Source organism: Tepidimonas alkaliphilus (assembly GCF_007556595.1).
Taxonomy (GTDB): Bacteria; Pseudomonadota; Gammaproteobacteria; order Burkholderiales; family Burkholderiaceae_C; genus Tepidimonas; species Tepidimonas alkaliphila.
In genome coordinates, this window is sequence record NZ_VJNB01000001.1 from 217,140 (window position 1) to 236,987 (window position 19,848).

A 19,848-nucleotide genomic window follows, 5' to 3' on the forward strand; every position below is an offset into this window, starting at 1 on the left:
GCCCGGGGGGCAGACGCATGCACCTGTTGGCCACCCGCGCCGGCGGATTGATCGACGACACCAGCCGCGCGGTCGTGCGGCTGGAGCAGGCCCCCGCGCCGGTGGTGGTGCTCAGCGCCGCCGATACCACGCTGGCGCTGCTGGCCGCGGCGCTGCCGCCGGACTACCCCGAAGTTCGGCTGGCCAACCTGATGGCGCTGCGCCAGCCGGCGACGGTGGATTTCTACGTGGAAGACGTGCTGCAGCATGCGCGCGCCGTGATCATCGACCACCTGGGGGGGTACCACGACTGGGCCTACCTGGTGGAGCGCTGCGCGGCGCTGGCGCGTCAGCGCGGGCAGTGGCTGGCGGTGTTTTCCGGCGACGGGCAGGATGACCCGCAACTGCTGGCGCAGGGCACCGCCGACTGGGACGACGCGCGCATGCTCTGGCGCGCGCTGCGCTACGGCGGGGCCGCCAACGCGGCGCGCTTTTGGGCACTGATCGCGCAACGCGCCTTGGGGCTGGATCGCCCCTGCACGCCGCCGCAGCCGCTGCCGCCGATGGTGGAGCACCACGTCGAGGGTTTGCCGCCGGTGCCGGCCGACGCACCCCAGGCGCTTGTGCTCTTTTACCGCGCCCACGTGCAAGCCGGCAACACCGAGCCGTTCGATGCCATGCTGCGGGCGCTGCACGCGCGGGGGCTGCGCGCGCGCGCTTGGGGCGTGGACAGCCTCAAAAACCCCCAGGTGCGCCAACGCCTGCACGACCTGGCGCAGGCCGGCGGCGTGGATGTGGTGCTCAACGCCACAGCTTTTGCCCTCGGACTGGAAGACGGCCAGACGCTGGCGGGCGACGCCCCGGTGCTGCAGCTCATCACCGCGGGCGTGCCGCGCCAGCGCTGGGACGACGACCCGCACGGCCTGCCGCCGCGCGACATGGCCATGCAAGTGGTGCTGCCGGAGCTCGACGGGCGCATCGCCACGCGCGCCATCAGCTTCAAGGCGGTGCAGCGCCACGACCCCCGCACGCAAACCGACCTGATCCGCTACGCCGCCGACCCCGAGGCGATTGACTGGGTCGCCGAGCTGGCCTGGCGCTGGTGCCGGCTGCGCCGCCGGGCGCGCGCCCAGGTGCGGCTGGCCCTGGTGCTGACCGACTACCCGAGCGACGATGCCCGCATCGGCATGGCGCTGGGGTTGGACGTGCCGGCCTCGGTGGTGCGTCTGCTGCAGGCGTTGCACGATGACGGCTACGACCTTGGCGACGCCCAGGCGCTGCCGCGCGACGGCGACGAGCTGATGCGCTGGCTGCGCAGCGGCGTCACGCATGCCTTCGACGACAACGATGCGCGTCCGGCCTGGCAAAGCCTGGCGCTGCCCGACTACGAGCGGATGCTGGCCGCATGGCCGGCGCCGCTGGTCGAAGCGCTGCGCCAGCGCTGGGGAGCGCCCGAGCGCGATCCCATGGCGCGCGCAGGCCGGCTGATGATCCCGGGTATCCGGCTTGGTCGGGTGTTCATCGGCCTGCAGCCGCCGCGCGACCCGCAGCAGCACCGCGCGGCCTACCACGACGCCGAGCAGGCGCCGCCGCACGCCTACGTGGCGTTTTACCTCTGGCTGCGCGAGGTTTGGCAGGCCGATGCCATCGTGCAGATCGGCACGCACGGCAACCTGGAGTGGCTGCCGGGCAAAAGCGTGGCGCTGGGCCCGTTGTGCTGGCCGCAGCGTTTGCTGGGGCCGCTGCCGCACCTCTACCTCTACATCGTCAACGATCCAGGTGAAGGCGTGCAGGCCAAGCGGCGCACGCAGGCGGTGATCATCGACCACCTGATGCCGCCGCTGGCCGACGCGCAAGACAGCGGCACGCTGCGTCCGTTGGAGCGCCTGGTGGAGGAGTATTACGACGCGCTGACGCTCGATCCCCCGCGCGCACGGCGGCTGCGCCAAGCGATCGTGGAAGAAACCTTGCGGCTGGGCGTGCACGAGGAGCTGGGCTTGCAGGGCGATCCGCAGGACGCGGCGGTGCTGGCGCAGTGGCTGCAGCGCCTGGACGCCTACCTCTGCGAAATCAAGGAAAGCCAACTTCGCGCTGGCTTGCACGTCTGGGGCACGTCGCCTCAGGGGTTGGCGCGCGCACAGACCCTGCTGGCCTTGCTGCGTCAGCCGCGCGGCAGCCGCGCGCAGGACGACAGCCTGCTGCGCGCCATGGCGCAGGACTTCGGCCTGGACGGCTTCGACCCCCTGCAAGCCGACCCGGCTGAACCTTGGCGCGGGCCACGCCCGGCGCTGCTGCAGGCCATCGACCCTGGAGGGCCATGGCGTCACGCCGGCCATACGCGCCAGCGGCTGCAGCAGCTGGCGTTGGCGTGGCTGCAAGATCCGGCGCGGGCCGCTCAGCAGGCCGGCCCGTGCGCCCAGCAGGTGCTGCGGTCGGCCTGGCAGGATCTGGCGCCGCGGCTGGATGCTTGCGGAACGAACGAGACGACCCAACTGCTGCGCGGACTGCGGGGCCGGTTTGTGCCGCCCGGCCCCAGCGGCGCGCCGTCGCGCGGGCGCGTCGATGCGCTGCCCACCGGGCGCAATTTTTATGCCGCCGACCCGCGCAGCCTGCCGACCCCGGCGGCTTGGGACAGCGGCCAGCGCATCGCGGCGCGCCTCATCGAGCGCTACGCCCAGGATCACGGCGTTTTCCCCAGCGCCATCGGCCTGTCACTGTGGGGCACCACCACCTTGCGCACCGGCGGCGAGGACGTGGCCACGGCGCTGGCGTTGCTGGGGGTGCGGCCCCGCTGGGCCGACGGCAGCGGCCGCGTGGTCGAGGTGGAGGTGCTGCCGGCGTCGCTGCGGCCCTATCCGCGCGTGGACGTGACGCTGCGGGTCTCCGGCCTGTTCCGCGACGCGTTTGCGCACCTGATCGATTTGCTCGACACCGCCGTGCAAGCGGTGGCCGCCATCCCGCCGGAAGACGAGCCCGACGAGCTCAACCCCGTGCGCGCGCGCGTGCAACGGGAGGCGCAAGCGCTGCGCGCACAAGGGCTGGAGGCCGCGCAAGCGCAGCGCCAGGCCAGCTGGCGCTTGTTTGGCCCGCGCCCCGGCTCGTATGGCGCCGGCATCGGCGAGCTGGCGCAAACCGACGCCGCGCTCGATCGGGACGCGCTGGTGCGCGCCTACCTCGGCAGCGGCGCCTACGCGTATGGGCGGGGCGCGCATGGGGTGGCGGCGCAGGCAGCGTGGACGCAGCGGCTCGCGCAGCTGGATCTGGCCGCGCAGATCCAGGATCACCGCGAGCACGATGCACTGGACATCGATGGCTTTGTCGAATACCTTGGCGGCATGGCCGCTGCCGTGCAGGCCCTGCGCGGGCAGGCGCCCGCGGTCTATCACGCCGACAGCAGTGCAACCGCGGTACGCGTGCGTCCGTTGCGCGAAGAGCTGGCGCGCATCGTGCGCGCGCGCGTGACGCACCCGCGCTGGCTGCAGGCGATGCAGGCGCACGGCTACGCCGGCGCGGCCGAGATGGCCGCCACGTTGGAGCACCTGCTGGGCTGGGCGGCGCTGGACCTGGGGGTGGCGGCGCATCAGCTCGATCTGGTTGCCGAAACGCTGGTGTTCAACGAAGCCAACCAGCGCTTTTTGCGTCAGCACAACCTGCCGGCGTTGCGCCGTATGGCGCAGCGCTTGGGGCAGGCCATCGAACAAGGGCTTTGGACGCCCTCGGCGGCGCAGCGGCAGCGCTTGCAGGAACTGCGGCTGGCCTTGGAGGAACAGCTGGAACACCCAGGAGCATGAATGTGATCCAACCCGATTCGGCAACCGTTTCATCCCCCGGCCTGACCTCGGAGACTCCACGCTATCCCTTTGCGGCGCTGGTGGGTGTTCCGGATGTGCAGTTGGCGCTGCTGCTGGTGGCCATCGACCCCACAATCGGCGGCGTGCTGATCCGCGGCCCGCGCGGCACGGCCAAATCGACGGCGGCGCGCGCGTTGGCCGACTTGCTGCCCGGCGCCCCGTTCGTGCAGTTGCCGCTGGGGGCCACGCTGGAGCAGCTTGTCGGCACCTTGGAGCTGCAAGACGCGCTGCGCGACGGGCGCATCGCGTGGCGGCCCGGGCTGCTGGCGCGCGCGCACGGCGGCGTGCTCTATGTGGATGAGGTCAACCTGCTGCCCGATGCGCTGGCCGATGTGCTGCTGGACGCTGCGGCCAGCGGGGTGCACACGGTGGAGCGCGACGGCATCTCGCAGCGCCATGCCGCGCGCTTTGCGTTGATCGGCACGATGAACCCGGAGGAAGGCGAACTGCGCCCGCAGCTGCTGGATCGCTTTGGCCTGTGCGTGGAGCTGAGCAACCCGAGCACGGCGGCGGCGCGCGCCGCCATCGTGCGCGCGCGGCTGGCCTTCGAGGCCGACCCGGCGGCCTTCGTCGCGGTCCACCACCTCCAGCAACAGGCGCTGCGGCAACGTTTGCAGCGCGCGCGGCAGGCGCTGGGGGCGCTCATCTGGTCGGACGAAATCGTCGCGCAAGCCTGCGCGCTGGCGCTGCAAGGCGGCGCGGATGGTCTGCGCGGCGATTTGACGCTGCTGAAGGCGGCGCGCGCGCATGCAGCCTGGCAAGGCAAGACTGCCATCGAATTCGCCGATCTGCAGGCCGTGGCCCCGTGGGCGCTGGCGCATCGGCGTGGCGGCGTGGCGCAAGCCGGCGCTCAGGATGCGGCCAGCGCGATCACGCCTCCCTGGCAGTCGGCGCCACCGCAGCGCACGTCTGCCGCGCTGCCGGATGGCGCTGCGCCGCAGGCCAGCAAGCCGCAGGGTCCGTTATCCTCGCACGCCGAGGCAGCAGGCGAGGCCGACTGGGGCGCGTTACCACCGCAGCCGGTGGGCGTCGCGCCGCCGCTGGCCCAAGTGCCCGGGGGCTGGCCTACCCCAAAGCCCTGAGCCCCACCGGCGTGCGCAGACCGCACGCTGAGCTGGGGCTGTTGTTGACTGACGATGCCGCTGCGTCCGCCTGGCGCGACGGTGCGACGCGGGTGAGGTTGGATTGGCCCGCCACCCTGGCGCGCAAAGGGCCCCGTTCGCTGCGGCCTGCCGACTTGGTATGGCGCGCCGTGGCGCCCGAGCCAGCGTGCCTGCACGTCGTCGTGCTGGATGCCTCCGGGTCGATGCTGCGCCGCGGGCGTCTGGCGCGCGCCAAGGCGGTGGCGCTGGCGCTGCTGCAGCGCGCCGCGCGCTGCGGCCATCATGTGGCGCTGCTGCTGGCCAGCGGGCAGGGCGCGCAGGTGCTGCAGCCGCCTGCGCCGGCGCGGCGCGCCTTGGGGGTGACCGTGCGCGCGGTAGGAGGAGGCGGCGGCACGCCGCTGGCGGCGGCTCTGCAGCGCGCCGAGACGCTGGCGAAAGGGTGGGCGCGGCGTGTCGGCGGGCGCGCGCAGCGGGTGCTGTGGCTGCTCACCGACGGGCGGGTGCGGCAGGCGCCGCCGCGCCCGGCTTTGGAGGTCTGCGTGGTGGTGGACGCCGACGACGATCGGCCCCCGCTCGGCCAGGCTCGCCAGTGGGCGCAGCGTTGGCAAGCCCATCACGTGGCGTTGAACGATTGGAACTGAAGCTTGCCATGTCTGCGCTCTCATCCCATGCGCAACCCGAGGTTGCCGAACACGCCTTTGACCCCGCTTCGCGCGCGGCGGTCTATCGCGCCATGGAATTGCGGCGCGACATGCGCCACTTTGCGGGCGGTCGCGTGGAGCCCGACGTGCTGGTGCGGCTGCTGCGCGCGGCGCACTGGGCGCCCAGCGTCGGCTTCATGCAGCCGTGGCGCTGGATCCGCATCACGCAACCGGAGCTACGTCAACGCTTGCACGCGCTCGTGCAGCAGGAGCGGATGCGCACGGCCGAGGCGCTTGGTGAGCGCGGCGCGGCGTTTGCGCGCCTGAAGGTGGAAGGCATTCTGGAAGCCGCCGAGCTTTGGGCCGTGGTGCTGATGCCTGAACGTGAGCGGCATGTCTTTGGCCGGCGCACCTTGCCGGAGATGGACGTGGCCTCCGTGGCTTGCGCCATCCAAAATCTATGGCTTGCTGCGCGTGCCGAGGGGCTGGGCATGGGCTGGGTGTCGATCTTCGACCCGCAGCAGGTGGCCGATTGGCTGGGCTGTCCGCCAGGGTCGCGTCCGCTGGCGCTGCTGTGCTTAGGCCCGGTGCACTCGTTCTATGATGAGCCGATGTTGCAGCGCGAGCGCTGGGCTAAGCGCCTGCCGCTGCGCGAGGTAGTGTTTGAAAACCGCTGGGGGCAGCCCAGCGCGTTGCCGCTGCGCGACGATGCGCCTGCTGCGTAAGGGCGACACGGCCTAGCGGTTCAGGATCGCCGCTGCTTGGAACGCATGGGATCGGCGGCGTTGGGGGTTGGCATGAAGGAGTTCAACAGCATGAGCGAAGCTTGCCGGGCTGCGGCCAAGGTGGCTGGCGAATCGACTTGCAGCGCTGCACCGGCGGTTCTGCCGCCAGCTGCTCAGCGCTGGACACCGCAGGCTGTGCTGGCGTTGCTGGAGCAGCCACTGCCGGAACTTTTGTTTCAGGCGCAGCAGGTGCATCGCCAGCACCACGATCCCACCGAGATGGAGCTGGCCACGCTGCTGTCGGTCAAGACCGGCGGCTGCCCGGAAGACTGCGCCTACTGCCCGCAGTCGGTGCACCACGACACCGGGGTCAAGGCCACCAAGCTGATGACGCCGCAGGAGGTGCGCGCCGCAGCGCGCGCCGCGCGTCAAGCCGGGGCGCAGCGCTTTTGCATGGGCGCCGCGTGGCGCGCGCCGACCGACCGCGACCTCGACAAGGTCGCCGAGCTGGTGCGCGTCGTGAAAGAGGAGGGCCTGGAGGCCTGCTGTACGCTGGGCATGCTGAGCGCCGGGCAGGCGCAGCGGCTGCGGCACGCCGGCCTGGATTACTACAACCACAATCTCGACACGGCGCCGGATTTTTACGGCGCCATCATCCACACGCGCGACTACGAGGATCGGCTGCGCACGCTGGAGCACGTGCGCGCGGCCGGTATCCGCGTCTGCTGCGGCGGCATCGTCGGCATGGGCGAATCGCGCCTGCAGCGCGCGGGGCTCATCGCGCAGCTGGCCAACCTCGACCCTTATCCGGAATCGGTGCCGATCAACCACTTGGTCAAGGTGGCGGGCACGCCGTTGGCCGACCAGCCAGATCTCGATCCCCTGGAAATCGTGCGCACGATCGCCGCGGCCCGCATCGCCATGCCGCGGGCCAAGGTGCGGCTGTCGGCAGGCCGGCGCGACATGGACGAATCGACCCAGGTGCTGTGCTTCCTGGCCGGCGCCAATTCGATCTTCTACGGCGACAGGCTGCTGGTCACCGGCAACCCCGACGTGGAGGCCGACCGTGCCTTGCTGGCGCGATTGGGCTTGCGCACGCGTTCGGTGCCGGTTGAGGGGTGAGGGACGGCTCAGGCGATGGAGCAGGCAGCGCTCGCATGGCCGCCGGCGGGCGCGCTGGCGTTGGCGGTTGCGGTCGCCCTGGCGTGGGACGCTCGCTTCGGCGAGCCGCCGGCGCGGCTGCACCCGGTGGTTGCCATGGGCTGGGTGCTGGCGGCGCTGGGGCGAGGCGTGGCCCCGCTGGCCGCAGCGGCGGCGCGCCCCGAGCGCAGCTTCGCCACCGGGGCGCTGGCATGGACGCTCGGGGCCGCTGGGGTGGCGGCGCTGGCGTGGGCGGTGCAGGCGCTGCTGAGCGGCCTGCCGTGGTGGGCGCAGGGGCTGGCGCTGGGCGTGCTGCTCAAGCCGCTGCTGGCCTGGCGGATGCTGCGCGACGAGGTGGCCGCGGTCGAGGCGGCGCTCAAGCAAGGGCTTGAGGCCGGGCGTGCCCAAGTGGCGCGGCTGGTCAGCCGCGACGTGCAGGCGCTGGACGAGGCCGGCGTGCGGCAGGCGGCGCTGTCCACCCTGGCGGAAAACCTCAACGACTCGGTGGTGGCGCCGCTGTTCTGGTTTGCGCTGGCGGGCCTGCCGGGGGCGGCGCTGTACCGCTGGGCCAACACCGCCGATGCGATGTGGGGCTACCGCGGCGTGCGCGGCGGGCGCGACTGGACCTGGGCCGGGCGCTGGGCCGCGCGCGCCGACGATGCACTCTCATGGCTGCCGGCGCGGCTGAGCGCTCTCCTGCTGCTGGCCGCCTCGGGCCGCGGCGTGGCGTGGCGCGCGCTGCGCGCGCAGGCGCGGCGCACGCCGTCGCCCAACGGCGGTTGGCCGATGGGGGCGCTGGCGCTGCGGCTCGGGGTGCGGCTCGTCAAGCCCGGCGTGTATGCGCTCCACGAAGACGGGCGGTTGCCGCAGCCTGCGGACACCGCGCGGGCTCTTGCGTGGTGCGGGCGTGCGGTCGTGGGGTGGGGTGCGCTGCTGGTGGCCGGGATGGCGGCGCTGGAGGTTGTCGGGAGGCCGTCATGAAGGAGGAGCGGCTGGATCACCCCGCTGTCGAGGCCGGCGGGCCAGGGCCCCAGGCCGGGCACGGGTCGCGCGCGGCGTCGAAGCGGACGTCTGCCGCGCTGCCGCCGCGCACCCACGGCGGCCCCGACGCCGACGGTGTGCCGCCGTGGGACTTCTCCACCAACGCCAACGCCTGCGGGCCGTGCCCGCACGCCTGGGCGCGCGTGCAGGCGGCGGTGCGGCGTCACTATCCCGACCCGACCTATGCGGACCTGCGCCGGCGGCTGGCGGACTGGCATGGCGTGGCGCCGCAGCGGGTGCTGCTGGCCGCCAGCGGCAGCGAGTGGATCCTGCGCTTTGCCGCCTGGTGCGCGCGGCGGGGTCTGACGCGCCTCTGGTGGCCGATGCCGGGCTACGGCGACTACGCGCACGCGGCCCACCTCTGGGGTCTGGCGCGCGCATCCGGCCCGGCGCAGGCGCGCGCCGGCTGGCTGTGCGACCCGGGCAGCCCGCTCGGCCAGCCGGAGGAGGCCGCCGCGGCCGAGGCGCTGCTGGCCGCCGGGGCGCAGGTGACGCTGGATCTGGCCTACGCGCCGCTGCGGCTGCAGGGCGAGGCGGCGCTGACCGAGCGGCAGCGCGCGCGCTGCTGGCAGCTGCACAGCCCCAACAAGGCCCTGGGCCTGACCGGCGTGCGCGCGGCCTACGTGCTCGCGCCGGAAGATGCCGAACCCGGCCAGCTTGCCGAGCTGCAGGCGCTGGCGCCGTCGTGGCCGGTCGGGGCCGACGGCGTGGCGTTGCTGGCCGCGTGGATCGAGCCCGCGACGCAGCGCTGGCTGCAGGCCACGCACGCCACGCTCGCGCAGTGGAAGGCGGCGCTCGTGCAGACGCTCGAGGCGCGCGGCTGGGACGTCACCGCCAGCGTCACGCCGTTCGTCTGTGCCCGCCCGCCGCAGCCGCTGGAGGCGGCGGCGCTGCGCGCGCGCGGCGTCAAGCTGCGCGATGCGGCGTCGTTCGGCCTGCCGGGTTGGTGGCGCCTGTCGGCGCAGCCGCCGCAGGCGCTGCAGGCGCTGGCCGACGCGCTGGACGCGCCCGCGGCGACCGCCCCCGCGACCAGCCGGCGGAGGCCGCCGCGATGACCGCGCGCGGCCTGATGGTCTGGGGCGCCAGCAGCGGCGCCGGCAAGAGCTGGCTCGCCACCGCGCTGTGCCGCTGGTACGCGCGCCAGGGCCTGCGCGTGGCGCCGTTCAAGGCGCAGAACATGAGCAACAACGCCCGTGTGGTCGCCACCCCCGACGGCGCGGAAGGCGAAATCGGCGCGGCGCAGTATTTCCAGGCGCTGGCCGCCGGCGTGGAGCCCGACGTGCGCATGAACCCGCTGCTGCTCAAGCCCGAGGCCGACACGCGCAGCCAGGTGGTGCTGCTGGGCCGCGTCGATGCCGGGCTGACCGCGCTGCCGTGGCGGCAGCGCTCGGCCCGCGTCTGGCCGGTGGTGCGGCAGGCGCTGGACGAGCTGCGCGCGCAGCACGACCTGATCGTGATGGAAGGCGCCGGCTCCCCGGCGGAGATCAACCTGCAGGACACCGACATCGTCAATCTGGCGCCGGTGCGCCACGCGCAGGCGCGCGCGCTGCTGGTGGCCGACATCGACCGCGGCGGGGCGTTCGCGCACCTCTACGGCACCTGGGCGCTGCTGCCCCCTGACGTGCGTGGCGCGCTGCGCGGCTTCGTGCTGAACAAGTTCCGCGGCGACGCGGCGCTGCTGGAGCCCGCCCCGCAGCGGCTGCAGCAGCTCACCGGCGTGCCGACGCTGGCCACGCTGCCGCTGCGCTGGGGCCACGGCCTGCCGGAAGAGGACGGCGTGTTCGACGACCGCGCGACGCGGGGGGGCGGGCCGGTGCGCACCACGGTGGCCGTGGTGGCTTACCCGCGCATCAGCAATCTGGACGAATTCCAGCCGCTGAAAAACGCCGCCGGCGTGCGGCTGGTGTGGGCGCGCACGCCGGCGGATTGCGTCGGGGCGGACTGGATCATCCTGCCCGGCTCCAAGGCCACGGCGGCGGATCTGGCGTGGCTGCGCGCGCAGGGGCTGGACGCGGCGATTGCCGCGCACGCCGCGCGCGGCGGGGCGGTGCTGGGCATCTGCGGCGGCCTGCAGATGCTGGGCGAGGCGCTGGTCGATCCACACGGGGTGGACGGCAACGCCCCGGGGCTCGGCCTGCTGCCGCTGGTGACCGTGTTCGAGCGCGACAAGACCGTGCGCCGCAGCGCCGCGACGTTCGCCGCGCTGCCGCCCGGGCCCTGGGCGGCCCTGGGCGGCGTGCGCGTGCGCGGCTACGAGATCCACCACGGCCGCACCGTGCCGCACCCGGCGCTCGTGGCGCGCGGCGAGGTGGCGCACGAGGTGCTGCCGGGGCTGGCGTGGTGCCACCCCGCCGGCCACGTGCTGGGCCTGTATCTGCACGGCCTGTTCGAGGACGAGGCGGCGCTGCGCGCGCTGCTGGGTGCGCGCGCCCGGCCGCTGGCGGACGTGTTCGACGGCCTGGCGGATCTGATGGAGGCGCACTTCGCCCCCGGGGCGCTGGAGGCGCTGGCCGGGCCCTGACCCTTTCGACGCAGCGATGAGGAGCCTCCCGATGACGAAGCTGAATCCCGACGACCTGCCCGCCGTGCCCGACCTGCACGACGCCGCGCTGGCCGCGCGCCTGCAGGCGCTGCTGGACGACAAGACCAAGCCGCTCGGATCGCTGGGCCGGCTGGAGGCGCTGGCGCAGCGGCTCGGCCTGATCCTCGGCACCGAGGCGCCGGCGCTGCGCGAGCCGCAGCTGGTGGTCTTCGCCGCCGACCATGGACTCGCCGCGCACGGCGTGTCGGCCTACCCGAGCGACGTCACCTGGCAGATGGTGGAAAACTTCCTGGCCGGCGGCGCGGCGGTCAGCGTGCTGGCGCGCCAGCACGCGCTGGCGCTGACGGTGGTGGACTGCGGCGTGCGCCATGCCTTTGCCCCGCGGCCCGGCCTGGTGGACGCCAAGGTGGCCTGGGGCACGGCGGACGCGCTGCAGCAGCCGGCGATGACCGACGCGCAATGCGCGCAGGCGCTGCGGCACGGCATCGACCTCGTGCGGCGGCTGCCCGGCAACGCGCTGCTGCTGGGCGAGATGGGGATCGGCAACACCTCCGCCGCGGCGCTGCTGATGAGCCGGCTGACGGGCCTGGACATCGCCGACTGCACCGGCGCCGGCACGGGGCTGGACGCCGCCGGGGTGCAGCGCAAGATCGACGTGCTGCGCCGGGTGCTCGCGCGCCACGCGCAGGCCACCGCGCCGCTGCAGGCGCTGGCGGCGCTGGGGGGCCTGGAGATCGCCGCCATGACCGGCGCCGTGCTGCAGGCCGCCGCGGAGCGGCGCGTCATCGTGGTGGACGGCTTCATCACCACCGCCGCGGTGCTGGTGGCGGCGCGGCTGCGCCCGCACGTGCTGCAGCGCTGCGTGTTCGCGCACCGCTCCGGCGAGCGCGGCCACGCGCTGCTGCTGGCGCATCTGAAGGCCGAGCCGCTGCTGGACCTAGGCCTGCGGCTCGGCGAGGGGTCGGGTGCGGCGCTGGCCTGGCCGCTGCTGGTGTCGGCCTGCGCCATCCTGCGCGAGATGGCCAGTTTCGGCGCCGCCGGCGTGGCGCGCGCCAGCGCCCCGGCCGGCGCCGGGGCCTGAGCCAGGCAAGGGATCGCCGCGATGGACGCCCCCGACGCCGGCCCGCATCAGCCGCCGCGCTGGGCGGCGCTGCGGCACTTTCTGCTCGCGCTGCAGTTCTTCACCCGCATCCCCGTCACCGGGCGACTGGCGGCGTGGGTCGGTTACTCGCCGGCCATGCTGCGCGCCAGCGCCGTCTGGTTTCCACTCGTCGGCGCGGTGGTCGGCGCCTGGGCTGGCGGGGTGCTGGCGCTGGCGCTGGCGCTGCTGCCGGCGCAGCCGGCGGCGGCCTGGGTGGCGGCGGCGCTGACGCTGATGGCCAGCGCGTGGCTGACCGGCGCGTTCCACGAGGACGGCTGGGCCGACACCTGGGACGCGCTCGGCGGTCACGTGCCGCGCGAGCGGGCACTCGCGATCATGAAGGACTCGCGCATCGGCAGCTACGGGGCGCTGGCGCTGGCGCTGATGGCGCTCCTGCAGGCGGCGCTGCTGGCGCTGCTGGCGCAGGCGCTGGGGGCAGCCGCAGCGGCGGCGCTGTTGGCTGCGGGGCACGTGGCCTCGCGCTTGGCGCCGCTGGTGGTGATGCGCACGCTGCCCTACGTCGGCGAAGCCGACGGCCGCAAGGCCAAGCCGCTGGCCGACGCCATCGACGGGCGGGCGCTGGCCTGGGCCGGCGGGCAGGCCGCGCTGTTGCTGGCTGGGGTTGGCTGGCTGGCGCCGCTGGCCGCGCCGGTGTGGGGTGCGGCGCTGACGCTGGCGGCGCTGGCGACGTGGCGCGTGCGCGCGTGGCTGGCGCGGCGGCTGCAGGGCTTCACCGGGGATGCGCTTGGCGCCACGCAGCAGGCGGCGCTGGCGGCGTTTCTGCTCGGCGCGGCGCTGGGGGCACGGGGCTAGCCGATGCGGCTGTGGCTGGTGCGCCATGCGGCCCCCCGCCTCGAGCCGGGGCGCTGCTACGGCCGGCTGGACGTGGAGGCCGACGAGGCCGCCACGCAGGCCGCCGCCGCGGCGCTGCGTGCGGCGTTGCCGCCGCGCTGGGCGGGCTGGCACTCCACACGGTCGCGCTGCCGCCAGCTGGCTACGGCGCTGGGCGAACCCCCGGCCGGGGCGTGGCGCGAGGATGCGCGGCTCGACGAGCTGGACTTCGGCGCCTGGGAGGGGCGTGCGTGGGAGGCGATCGGCGCGGCGGCGCTGGACGCCTGGGTGGCCGACTTCGCCCACCACCGTCCCGGCGGCGGCGAGTCGGTGGCCGGGATGCTGGCGCGCGTGCGGGCGGCGCTGGGCGAGGCCGCCGCGGCCGGCGCCGACGACCTGGTCTGGATCACGCACGCCGGCGTCATCCGCGCCGTGCAATGGCTGCGCGCGCACGGCGAGCGCTTGCCCAGGGCCGACGTATGGCCGCAGCGGGCTCCAGCGTGGGGCCAGTGGGTGGCGCTGGAGCTCACGTCGCCTTCCATGTGAAGGGCTGGGTTACGCTGCCCGCGCTCACCCCCGTGTTTTCCCTAGGTTTGGCGTTGAAACGCGGTTTCGTTAGCCGGCTGTAAGGCTGTAACCGGATAGTGGGCCTGACACGCTGTCGGCGCTGTGCCAAAGAACCGCGGCGTGCGCGTGGGCAGCGTGCTGCCTGCTTGGACTCTCATCCATCATCCGAGGAGCGACCATGTCCCTGAACGACAACGCACGAGCCTACTGGGCCGCCACACTGGGGCTGCTGGCCAAAGTGCTGGTCATCTGGTTCTTGGTGTCGTATGGCGCCGGCATTTTGTTTGCCGATGCGCTCAATGCCATTAAATTAGGCGGCTACCCGCTCGGCTTTTGGTTTGCCCAGCAGGGTTCGATTTACGTCTTTATCGCGCTGATCTTTTGGTATGCGGCGCAGATGCGAAAAATCGATCGCCAATTCGGCATGGCTGAAGACTGATCAGGAGGGTTGCGCATCATGAGCCTACAACTTTGGACTTATTTGGTCGTCGGCGCGACGTTTGCCCTTTACATCGGCATTGCCATCTGGTCGCGCGCCGGCAGCACGTCGGATTTCTATGTCGCCGGCAGCGGGGTGCATCCCGTGACCAACGGCATGGCCACCGCGGCCGACTGGATGAGCGCGGCCTCGTTCATCTCGATGGCCGGGCTGATTTCCAACATGGGCTACGGCGGCGCGGTGTTCCTGATGGGCTGGACGGGCGGCTACGTGCTGCTGGCCTGCCTGCTGGCGCCTTACTTGCGCAAGTTTGGCAAGTTCACCGTGCCGGAGTTCATCGGTGATCGCTACTACTCGCAGACCGCGCGCAACGTCGGCGTGATTTGCCTATTGATTGCGTCGATTACCTACATCATCGGCCAAATGACCGGCGTCGGCGTGACGTTCTCGCGCTTTTTGGGCGTTTCCAGCGACATGGGCATCTACATCGGCATGGCCATTGTGTTCGCCTACGCGGTGTTTGGCGGCATGAAGGGCATCACCTACACCCAGGTGGCGCAATACATCGTGCTGATCCTGGCCTATCTGGTGCCGGCGTTTTACATTTCGCTGGCGCTGACCGGCCACGTGCTGCCGCAAATCGGATTGGGCGCCAACCTGAGCGGCACCGATGTGTCGCTGCTGGACAAGCTCAACCAAGTGCTGGTGGACCTCGGGTTTGGCGAATACACCTCGCAGGTGGCGGGCAGCAAGCTCAACATGTTCTTCTTCACCGTGTCGTTGATGATTGGCACGGCGGGCCTGCCGCACGTGATCGTGCGCTTCTTCACCGTGCCGAAGGTGGCCGACGCGCGCGCCTCGGCCGGTTGGGCGCTGGTGTTCATCGCGCTGCTCTACACCACCGCGCCGGCGGTCGGCGCGATGGCGCGCCTCAACCTTATCGGCACCGTCAACACCGCCGTTGGCGTCGAGCCCGATCCAGCTGGCGGCGTGCGCATCAACGCCGACAAGGTCAAGGCCGGCGGCGACTTGATGAGCCCCGAGGCTTCGCTGCCGTATGAGCAGCGCCCGGAATGGTTCAAGCGCTGGGAAAAGACCGGCCTGCTGAAATTCGAGGACAAGAACGGCGACGGCCGCATCCAGTTCTACAACGACAAAACCAGCAATGAAGCCGTCAAGGCCAAGGCTGAGGCCGCTGGCTTCAAGGGCAACGAGCTGACTGTGAACGCCGACATCATCGTGCTGGCCAACCCGGAGATCGCGCTGCTGCCGAACTGGGTGATCGCGCTGGTGGCCGCCGGCGGTCTGGCCGCGGCGCTGTCCACGGCGGCGGGCCTGCTGCTGGCGATCTCGTCGGCGATCTCGCACGACCTGATCAAGGGCGCCATCAACCCCCACATCAGCGAGAAGGGCGAGCTGCTGGCCGGCAAGATCGCCATGGCCGGCGCCATCGTCGTGGCCGGCTACCTGGGCCTGAACCCGCCGGGCTTTGCCGCCGGCACCGTGGCGCTGGCCTTCGGCATCGCCGCCTCGACGATCTTCCCGGCGCTGATGATGGGCATCTTCAGCAAGAAGGTGACCAGCGCCGGCGCGATCGCCGGCATGCTGTCGGGCCTGTTCGTGACGCTGTTCTACGTGTTCGCGCACAAGGGCATCTTCTTCGTCAAGGGCACCGAGTACCTGGACCTGATCGGCGGCGCCAACAGCTTCTTCGGCATCACGCCGGAGGCGTTCGGCACCGTGGGCGCGATCGTCAACTTCATCGTGGCGTTCGCCGTGAGCAGCATGTCCAAGCCGGTACCGGCGCACATCCAGGAGCTGGTGGAATCGGTGCGCGTGCCCAAAGGGGCTGGCGCGGCGATCGGCCATTGAGTCTTGGCTTCAAGGCCGCGGCGCTCTGGCGAGGGCCGCGGCGAAGCCGGCCCGGCGGGCTGGGCTTGGCCTGCCAGGCCGGTCGTTGCCGACCCGCGAGGGCAAACCGATGGTCACGCTCTACCCGATCAAGATCTTTTTCTTCCTCGTGCTGTTTCCGGTGGCGTTTTTTTGGCTGCGCCGGGCTTGGCGCATCGCGGTCAAGCGCGATTTTTCCGAAGTGGCGCTGCGCCGCGGCGAGCCGCCGCCGGATGCGGCCCGCTGGGCGCCGTATGAGCTGGCGCTCAACCTGGTGGCCGGCGGCGTGTTGGTGGGCGTCATCGTGACGGTGCTGCTAGGCTGGCTGGCGTATGAAGAGTGGGTGGCGCTGGCCGGCTCCACGCTGTGGATGAAAATTTTTTTGTCTTTCGCGCTGGCGCGCCACGCGCATGCAATGGCGGCGCGAAAGACCGCGTCGGGCAGCGCTCGACGGGCTTGAGAGCTGCGGCTTCTTGGCCTGCCCAACCAGCCGCCTAGGTGGCGGCTGCGCTGTGGCGCGCCTCCAAATCCTGCCGGATCAGGGTGGCGATTTCCTCGATCGATTTGTGCGTGGTGGACAGCACTCGAATCCCCGCGCGGCGCATCAGCGCCTCGGCCTCGCGCACTTCGTAGCGGCACTGCTCTAAGCTGGCGTAGCGCGAATGGGGGCGGCGCTCGTGGCGAACTTCGCTCAAACGCACCGGATCGATGGTCAAGCCAAAGAGCTTGGTGCGATGCGGCAGCAGCGCCGAGGGCAGTTGCCCGCGCTCGAAATCGTCGGGAATCAACGGGTAGTTCGAAGCTTTAAGCCCGAACTGCAACGCCAGGTAGAGCGAGGTGGGCGTCTTGCCGCAGCGGCTGACGCCGACCAGAATCACATCCGATTGCTCTAGGTTGGCGTCGGTTTGGCCATCGTCGTGCTCCAACGTGAAATGGATGGCTTCGATGCGGTCGTGGTATTCGCGGCTGCGCGTCACGTCCGAAAAGCGCCCCACCCGATGGTTGGATTTCATGCCGAGCTCTTGTTCCAGCGGGGCGATGAAGGTGCCAAACATGTCGATCAGCATGCCTTGGCAGTGTTGCTGCAGCACCTGCATCACTTCGGGATTGACCACGGTGGTGAACACCAGCGGGCGGGCGCCATCGACGGCAGCCGCATGATTGATTTGGCGCACCGCCTGATGGGCTTTGTCCGCATCATCCACAAACGGCAGCCGCACCCGCCGCGGGCGGATTTCAAATTGCTTCAACAGCGCATCGGCAAAGGTTTCGGCGGTGATGCCCGTGCCGTCCGAGACAAAAAACGCAGTGCGGTGGGACATGGCGGTGGATGGTAACCGGTTCGTGCCGCCGTTGGGGCGGGACTTACAATCGGCCCCAGTTCAGGGCAGATGGCGCGCCAGCGCAGCGCGCCGCATCGGCGCCTTCCGCTCCAGGCTGCGGGCGCGCGTCATTCAGATGGCGGCGCAGGCGGCAGGGCGCCCGAGTGTTCTGCTCCAAAGTTTTTCTTTTCAACCATCCGGAGTGTAGTTCCCATGTCTGAGCGCTTTCCCCCTGACGCCCTGGTGGTGCCCTTCGAGCAGCTGCGCATGGCCGACGTCGAGATCGTCGGCGGCAAGAACGCCAGCCTCGGCGAGATGATCTCGCAGCTGCCGCAGGGCGTGCGTGTGCCCACCGGCTTTGCCACCACCGCGCACGCATTCCGTCTGTTCCTCAAGCACGGCGGGCTGGATGCGCGCATCGACGCGATGCTCGCCAAGCTCGACGCGGATGACGTCAAGGCGCTGGCGGCCACCGGCGCCGAGATCCGCGCGCTGGTGCAGGCGCAGCCGTTCCCGCCGGAGCTGGAGGCCGCCATCCGCGACGCCTACGCGCGGCTGGACGGGGGCTTGAACGCCAGCTACGCAGTGCGTTCCTCGGCCACCGCGGAGGATCTGCCCGACGCATCGTTCGCCGGCCAGCAGGAGACCTTCCTCAACGTCGTCGGCATCGAGCAGATCCTGCACAAGATCAAGGAGGTCTTCGCCAGCCTCTACAACGACCGCGCGATCAGTTACCGCGTGCACAAGGGCTTCGCGCACAGCGAGGTGGCGCTCTCGGCCGGCGTGCAGCGCATGGTGCGCTCGGACCTGGGCGCCTCCGGCGTCATGTTCACGATCGACACCGAAAGCGGCTTTGCGGACGTGGTGTTCATCACCGCGAGCTACGGCCTGGGCGAGACGGTGGTGCAGGGCGCCGTCAACCCCGACGAGTTCTACGTCCACAAGCCGATGCTCAAGGCCGGCAAGCACGCCATCATCCGCCGCAACCTCGGCAGCAAGCTGATCCAGATGGTGTTCGCCACGCCCGAGGAGAAGGCCGCCGGCGGCAAGCTGGTCAAGACGGTGGACGTGCCGGTGGAGCAGCGCAACCGCTACAGCCTGACGGATGCCGAGGTGCTGGAGCTGGCGCGCTACGCGCTGGTCATCGAACAGCACTACGGCCGTCCGATGGACATCGAATGGGGCAAGGACGGCGTCGACGGCCAGATCTACATCCTGCAGGCGCGGCCCGAGACCGTCAAGAGCCAGGCCGCCGGGCAGGTGGAGCTGCGCTACAAGCTCAAGGCCAAGGGCCCGGTGCTGGCCAGCGGCCGCGCCATCGGCCAGAAGATCGGCACCGGCAAGGTGCGCATCGTGCACTCGATCGCCGAGATGGACAAGGTGCAGCCCGGCGACGTGCTGGTCACCGACATGACCGACCCCAACTGGGAGCCGATCATGAAGCGCGCCAGCGCTATCGTCACCAACCGCGGCGGGCGCACCTGCCACGCGGCCATCATCGCGCGCGAGCTGGGCATCCCGGCGGTGGTCGGCTGCGGCCACGCCACCGAGGCGCTCAAGGACGGCCAGCTCGTCACGGTCAGCTGCGCCGAGGGCGACACCGGCCACATCTACGAGGGGCTGCTGGAGACCGAGGTCACCGAGGTCAAGCGCGGCGAGATGCCGCCGCTGCCGGTCAAGATCATGATGAACGTCGGCAACCCGCAGCTGGCGTTCGACTTCGCGCAGATCCCCAACGGCGGCGTCGGCCTGGCGCGGCTGGAATTCATCATCAACAACAACATCGGCGTGCACCCGCAGGCGATCCTCGACTACCCCAACGTCGATGCGGACCTCAAGCGCGCCGTGGAGTCGGCCGCGCGCGGCCACGCCAGCCCGCGCGCCTTCTACGTTGACAAGGTGGCCGAAGGCGTGGCCACCATCGCCGCGGCGTTCTGGCCCAAGCCCGTCATCGTGCGGCTGTCGGACTTCAAGAGCAACGAATACCGCAAGCTGATCGGCGGCAGCCGCTACGAACCCGACGAGGAAAACCCGATGCTGGGCTTCCGCGGCGCGGCGCGCTACCTGAGCGCCGAGTTCGTCGAGGCCTTTGCGATGGAGGTGGAAGCGATCAAGCGCGTGCGCGGCGAGATGGGCCTGACCAACGTGCAGGTGATGGTGCCGTTCGTGCGCACGCTGGCGCAGGCCAAGCGCGTCACCGAGCTGCTGGCCTCGATGGGCCTGAAGCGCGGCGAGCAGGACCTCAAGCTCATCATGATGTGCGAGATCCCGAGCAACGCCGTGCTCGCGGAGCAGTTCCTCGAGTTCTTCGACGGCTTCTCGATCGGCTCCAACGACCTGACGCAGCTCACGCTCGGGCTGGACCGCGACTCGGGGCTGGAGCTGCTGGCGCACGACTTTGACGAGCGCGACCCGGCGGTGCTGGCGCTGATCGAGCGCGCCATCGCCGCCTGCCGCGCGCAGGGCAAGTACATCGGCATCTGCGGCCAGGGGCCCAGCGACCACCCGGACTTCGCGCGCTGGCTGATGGACCAAGGCATCAGCTCGATCTCGCTGAACCCGGACACGGTGATCGACACCTGGCACCGGCTGGCCGGCTCGGCTTAAGACGCCCCGGGCGGCGCGCTGCCGGCCTG

General features: G+C 71.4%; 16 protein-coding genes. 15 read left to right on the forward strand and 1 reads right to left on the reverse strand.

What is annotated here, in order from left to right; genetic code table 11:
- The first annotated feature begins 17 nt into the window (after positions 1–17).
- The 14 genes from cobN (at position 18) to Talka_RS01125 (ending at position 16,350) form a co-directional block, all read left to right on the forward strand.
- On the forward strand, positions 18–3,770 hold the full coding sequence (gene cobN / locus Talka_RS01060) for a cobaltochelatase subunit CobN (RefSeq protein ID WP_143889166.1): 3,753 nt from the start codon (positions 18–20) through the stop codon (positions 3,768–3,770).
- Positions 3,767–4,912, forward strand: coding sequence for a magnesium chelatase ATPase subunit I (locus tag Talka_RS01065; protein WP_143889167.1), 1,146 nt, complete (start codon positions 3,767–3,769; stop codon positions 4,910–4,912). The genes cobN and Talka_RS01065 overlap by 4 nt, the downstream gene beginning before the upstream one ends.
- 170 nt (positions 4,913–5,082) lie before the next feature.
- The gene (locus Talka_RS01070) at positions 5,083–5,574 is read left to right on the forward strand and encodes a vWA domain-containing protein (protein WP_185970013.1); all 492 of its coding nucleotides are present in this window, start codon (positions 5,083–5,085) and stop codon (positions 5,572–5,574) included.
- A gap of 8 nt (positions 5,575–5,582) precedes the next feature.
- Entirely contained in the window at positions 5,583–6,299 is a 717-nt protein-coding gene (gene bluB, locus Talka_RS01075; protein WP_143889169.1) for a 5,6-dimethylbenzimidazole synthase, read from the forward strand.
- Positions 6,300–6,389: 90 nt separating this feature from the next.
- Positions 6,390–7,421, forward strand: a complete 1,032-nt coding sequence (gene bioB, locus Talka_RS01080) for a biotin synthase BioB (protein WP_143889449.1) — start codon at positions 6,390–6,392, stop codon at positions 7,419–7,421.
- A gap of 15 nt (positions 7,422–7,436) precedes the next feature.
- On the forward strand, positions 7,437–8,420 hold the full coding sequence (cbiB, locus tag Talka_RS01085) for an adenosylcobinamide-phosphate synthase CbiB (RefSeq protein ID WP_143889170.1): 984 nt from the start codon (positions 7,437–7,439) through the stop codon (positions 8,418–8,420).
- Positions 8,417–9,535 (forward strand): aminotransferase class I/II-fold pyridoxal phosphate-dependent enzyme, encoded by a 1,119-nt coding sequence (locus tag Talka_RS01090; RefSeq protein ID WP_143889171.1) that lies wholly within the window; start codon positions 8,417–8,419, stop codon positions 9,533–9,535. Before cbiB ends, Talka_RS01090 begins: the two co-directional genes overlap by 4 nt.
- Positions 9,532–11,001 (forward strand): cobyric acid synthase, encoded by a 1,470-nt coding sequence (locus tag Talka_RS01095; RefSeq protein WP_143889172.1) that lies wholly within the window; start codon positions 9,532–9,534, stop codon positions 10,999–11,001. Before Talka_RS01090 ends, Talka_RS01095 begins: the two co-directional genes overlap by 4 nt.
- Positions 11,002–11,032: 31 nt before the next feature.
- Positions 11,033–12,103, forward strand: coding sequence for a nicotinate-nucleotide--dimethylbenzimidazole phosphoribosyltransferase (gene cobT, locus Talka_RS01100; protein WP_143889173.1), 1,071 nt, complete (start codon positions 11,033–11,035; stop codon positions 12,101–12,103).
- Between the two features lie 21 nt (positions 12,104–12,124).
- Positions 12,125–12,976 carry an adenosylcobinamide-GDP ribazoletransferase gene (locus tag Talka_RS01105; protein WP_143889174.1) on the forward strand — a complete coding sequence of 284 codons (852 nt, stop codon included), beginning with the start codon at positions 12,125–12,127 and terminating at the stop codon, positions 12,974–12,976.
- A gap of 3 nt (positions 12,977–12,979) precedes the next feature.
- The gene (locus Talka_RS01110) at positions 12,980–13,540 is read left to right on the forward strand and encodes a histidine phosphatase family protein (protein WP_143889175.1); all 561 of its coding nucleotides are present in this window, start codon (positions 12,980–12,982) and stop codon (positions 13,538–13,540) included.
- A 199-nt stretch (positions 13,541–13,739) separates the two neighbouring features.
- Positions 13,740–14,000 (forward strand): DUF4212 domain-containing protein, encoded by a 261-nt coding sequence (locus Talka_RS01115; RefSeq protein WP_185970014.1) that lies wholly within the window; start codon positions 13,740–13,742, stop codon positions 13,998–14,000.
- Between the two features lie 18 nt (positions 14,001–14,018).
- On the forward strand, positions 14,019–15,872 hold the full coding sequence (locus Talka_RS01120) for a sodium:solute symporter family protein (protein ID WP_143889176.1): 1,854 nt from the start codon (positions 14,019–14,021) through the stop codon (positions 15,870–15,872).
- 109 nt (positions 15,873–15,981) lie between these two features.
- Positions 15,982–16,350 carry a hypothetical protein gene (locus tag Talka_RS01125; RefSeq protein ID WP_143889177.1) on the forward strand — a complete coding sequence of 123 codons (369 nt, stop codon included), beginning with the start codon at positions 15,982–15,984 and terminating at the stop codon, positions 16,348–16,350.
- Positions 16,351–16,384: 34 nt separating this feature from the next.
- Here the strand turns inward: Talka_RS01125 and ppsR are convergent, their stop codons facing one another.
- Positions 16,385–17,212 carry a posphoenolpyruvate synthetase regulatory kinase/phosphorylase PpsR gene (gene ppsR, locus Talka_RS01130; RefSeq protein ID WP_143889178.1) on the reverse strand — a complete coding sequence of 276 codons (828 nt, stop codon included), beginning with the start codon at positions 17,210–17,212 and terminating at the stop codon, positions 16,385–16,387.
- A gap of 213 nt (positions 17,213–17,425) precedes the next feature.
- Here ppsR and ppsA point away from each other — a divergent pair, with 213 nt between their 5' ends.
- A complete protein-coding gene (gene ppsA, locus Talka_RS01135; RefSeq protein ID WP_143889179.1) occupies positions 17,426–19,819 on the forward strand; it encodes a phosphoenolpyruvate synthase in 2,394 nt (797 codons plus the stop codon).
- Positions 19,820–19,848: the final 29 nt, after the last annotated feature.

Excerpts from the sequence above, each read along its gene's own strand:
- Talka_RS01125 (WP_143889177.1), top strand. The coding sequence starts at position 15,982 with ATGGTCACGCTCTACCCGATCAAGATCTTTTTCTTCCTCGTGCTGTTT.
- bluB (WP_143889169.1), top strand. The coding sequence starts at position 5,583 with ATGTCTGCGCTCTCATCCCATGCGCAACCCGAGGTTGCCGAACACGCC.
- ppsR (WP_143889178.1), bottom strand. The coding sequence starts at position 17,212 with ATGTCCCACCGCACTGCGTTTTTTGTCTCGGACGGCACGGGCATCACC.
- Talka_RS01110 (WP_143889175.1), top strand. The coding sequence starts at position 12,980 with ATGCGGCTGTGGCTGGTGCGCCATGCGGCCCCCCGCCTCGAGCCGGGG.
- cobN (WP_143889166.1), top strand. The coding sequence starts at position 18 with ATGCACCTGTTGGCCACCCGCGCCGGCGGATTGATCGACGACACCAGC.
- Talka_RS01065 (WP_143889167.1), top strand. The coding sequence starts at position 3,767 with ATGAATGTGATCCAACCCGATTCGGCAACCGTTTCATCCCCCGGCCTG.
- Talka_RS01105 (WP_143889174.1), top strand. The coding sequence starts at position 12,125 with ATGGACGCCCCCGACGCCGGCCCGCATCAGCCGCCGCGCTGGGCGGCG.
- Talka_RS01120 (WP_143889176.1), top strand. The coding sequence starts at position 14,019 with ATGAGCCTACAACTTTGGACTTATTTGGTCGTCGGCGCGACGTTTGCC.
- Talka_RS01090 (WP_143889171.1), top strand. The coding sequence starts at position 8,417 with ATGAAGGAGGAGCGGCTGGATCACCCCGCTGTCGAGGCCGGCGGGCCA.
- Talka_RS01095 (WP_143889172.1), top strand. The coding sequence starts at position 9,532 with ATGACCGCGCGCGGCCTGATGGTCTGGGGCGCCAGCAGCGGCGCCGGC.
- Talka_RS01115 (WP_185970014.1), top strand. The coding sequence starts at position 13,740 with ATGTCCCTGAACGACAACGCACGAGCCTACTGGGCCGCCACACTGGGG.
- ppsA (WP_143889179.1), top strand. The coding sequence starts at position 17,426 with ATGTCTGAGCGCTTTCCCCCTGACGCCCTGGTGGTGCCCTTCGAGCAG.
- cbiB (WP_143889170.1), top strand. The coding sequence starts at position 7,437 with ATGGAGCAGGCAGCGCTCGCATGGCCGCCGGCGGGCGCGCTGGCGTTG.
- cobT (WP_143889173.1), top strand. The coding sequence starts at position 11,033 with ATGACGAAGCTGAATCCCGACGACCTGCCCGCCGTGCCCGACCTGCAC.
- bioB (WP_143889449.1), top strand. The coding sequence starts at position 6,390 with ATGAGCGAAGCTTGCCGGGCTGCGGCCAAGGTGGCTGGCGAATCGACT.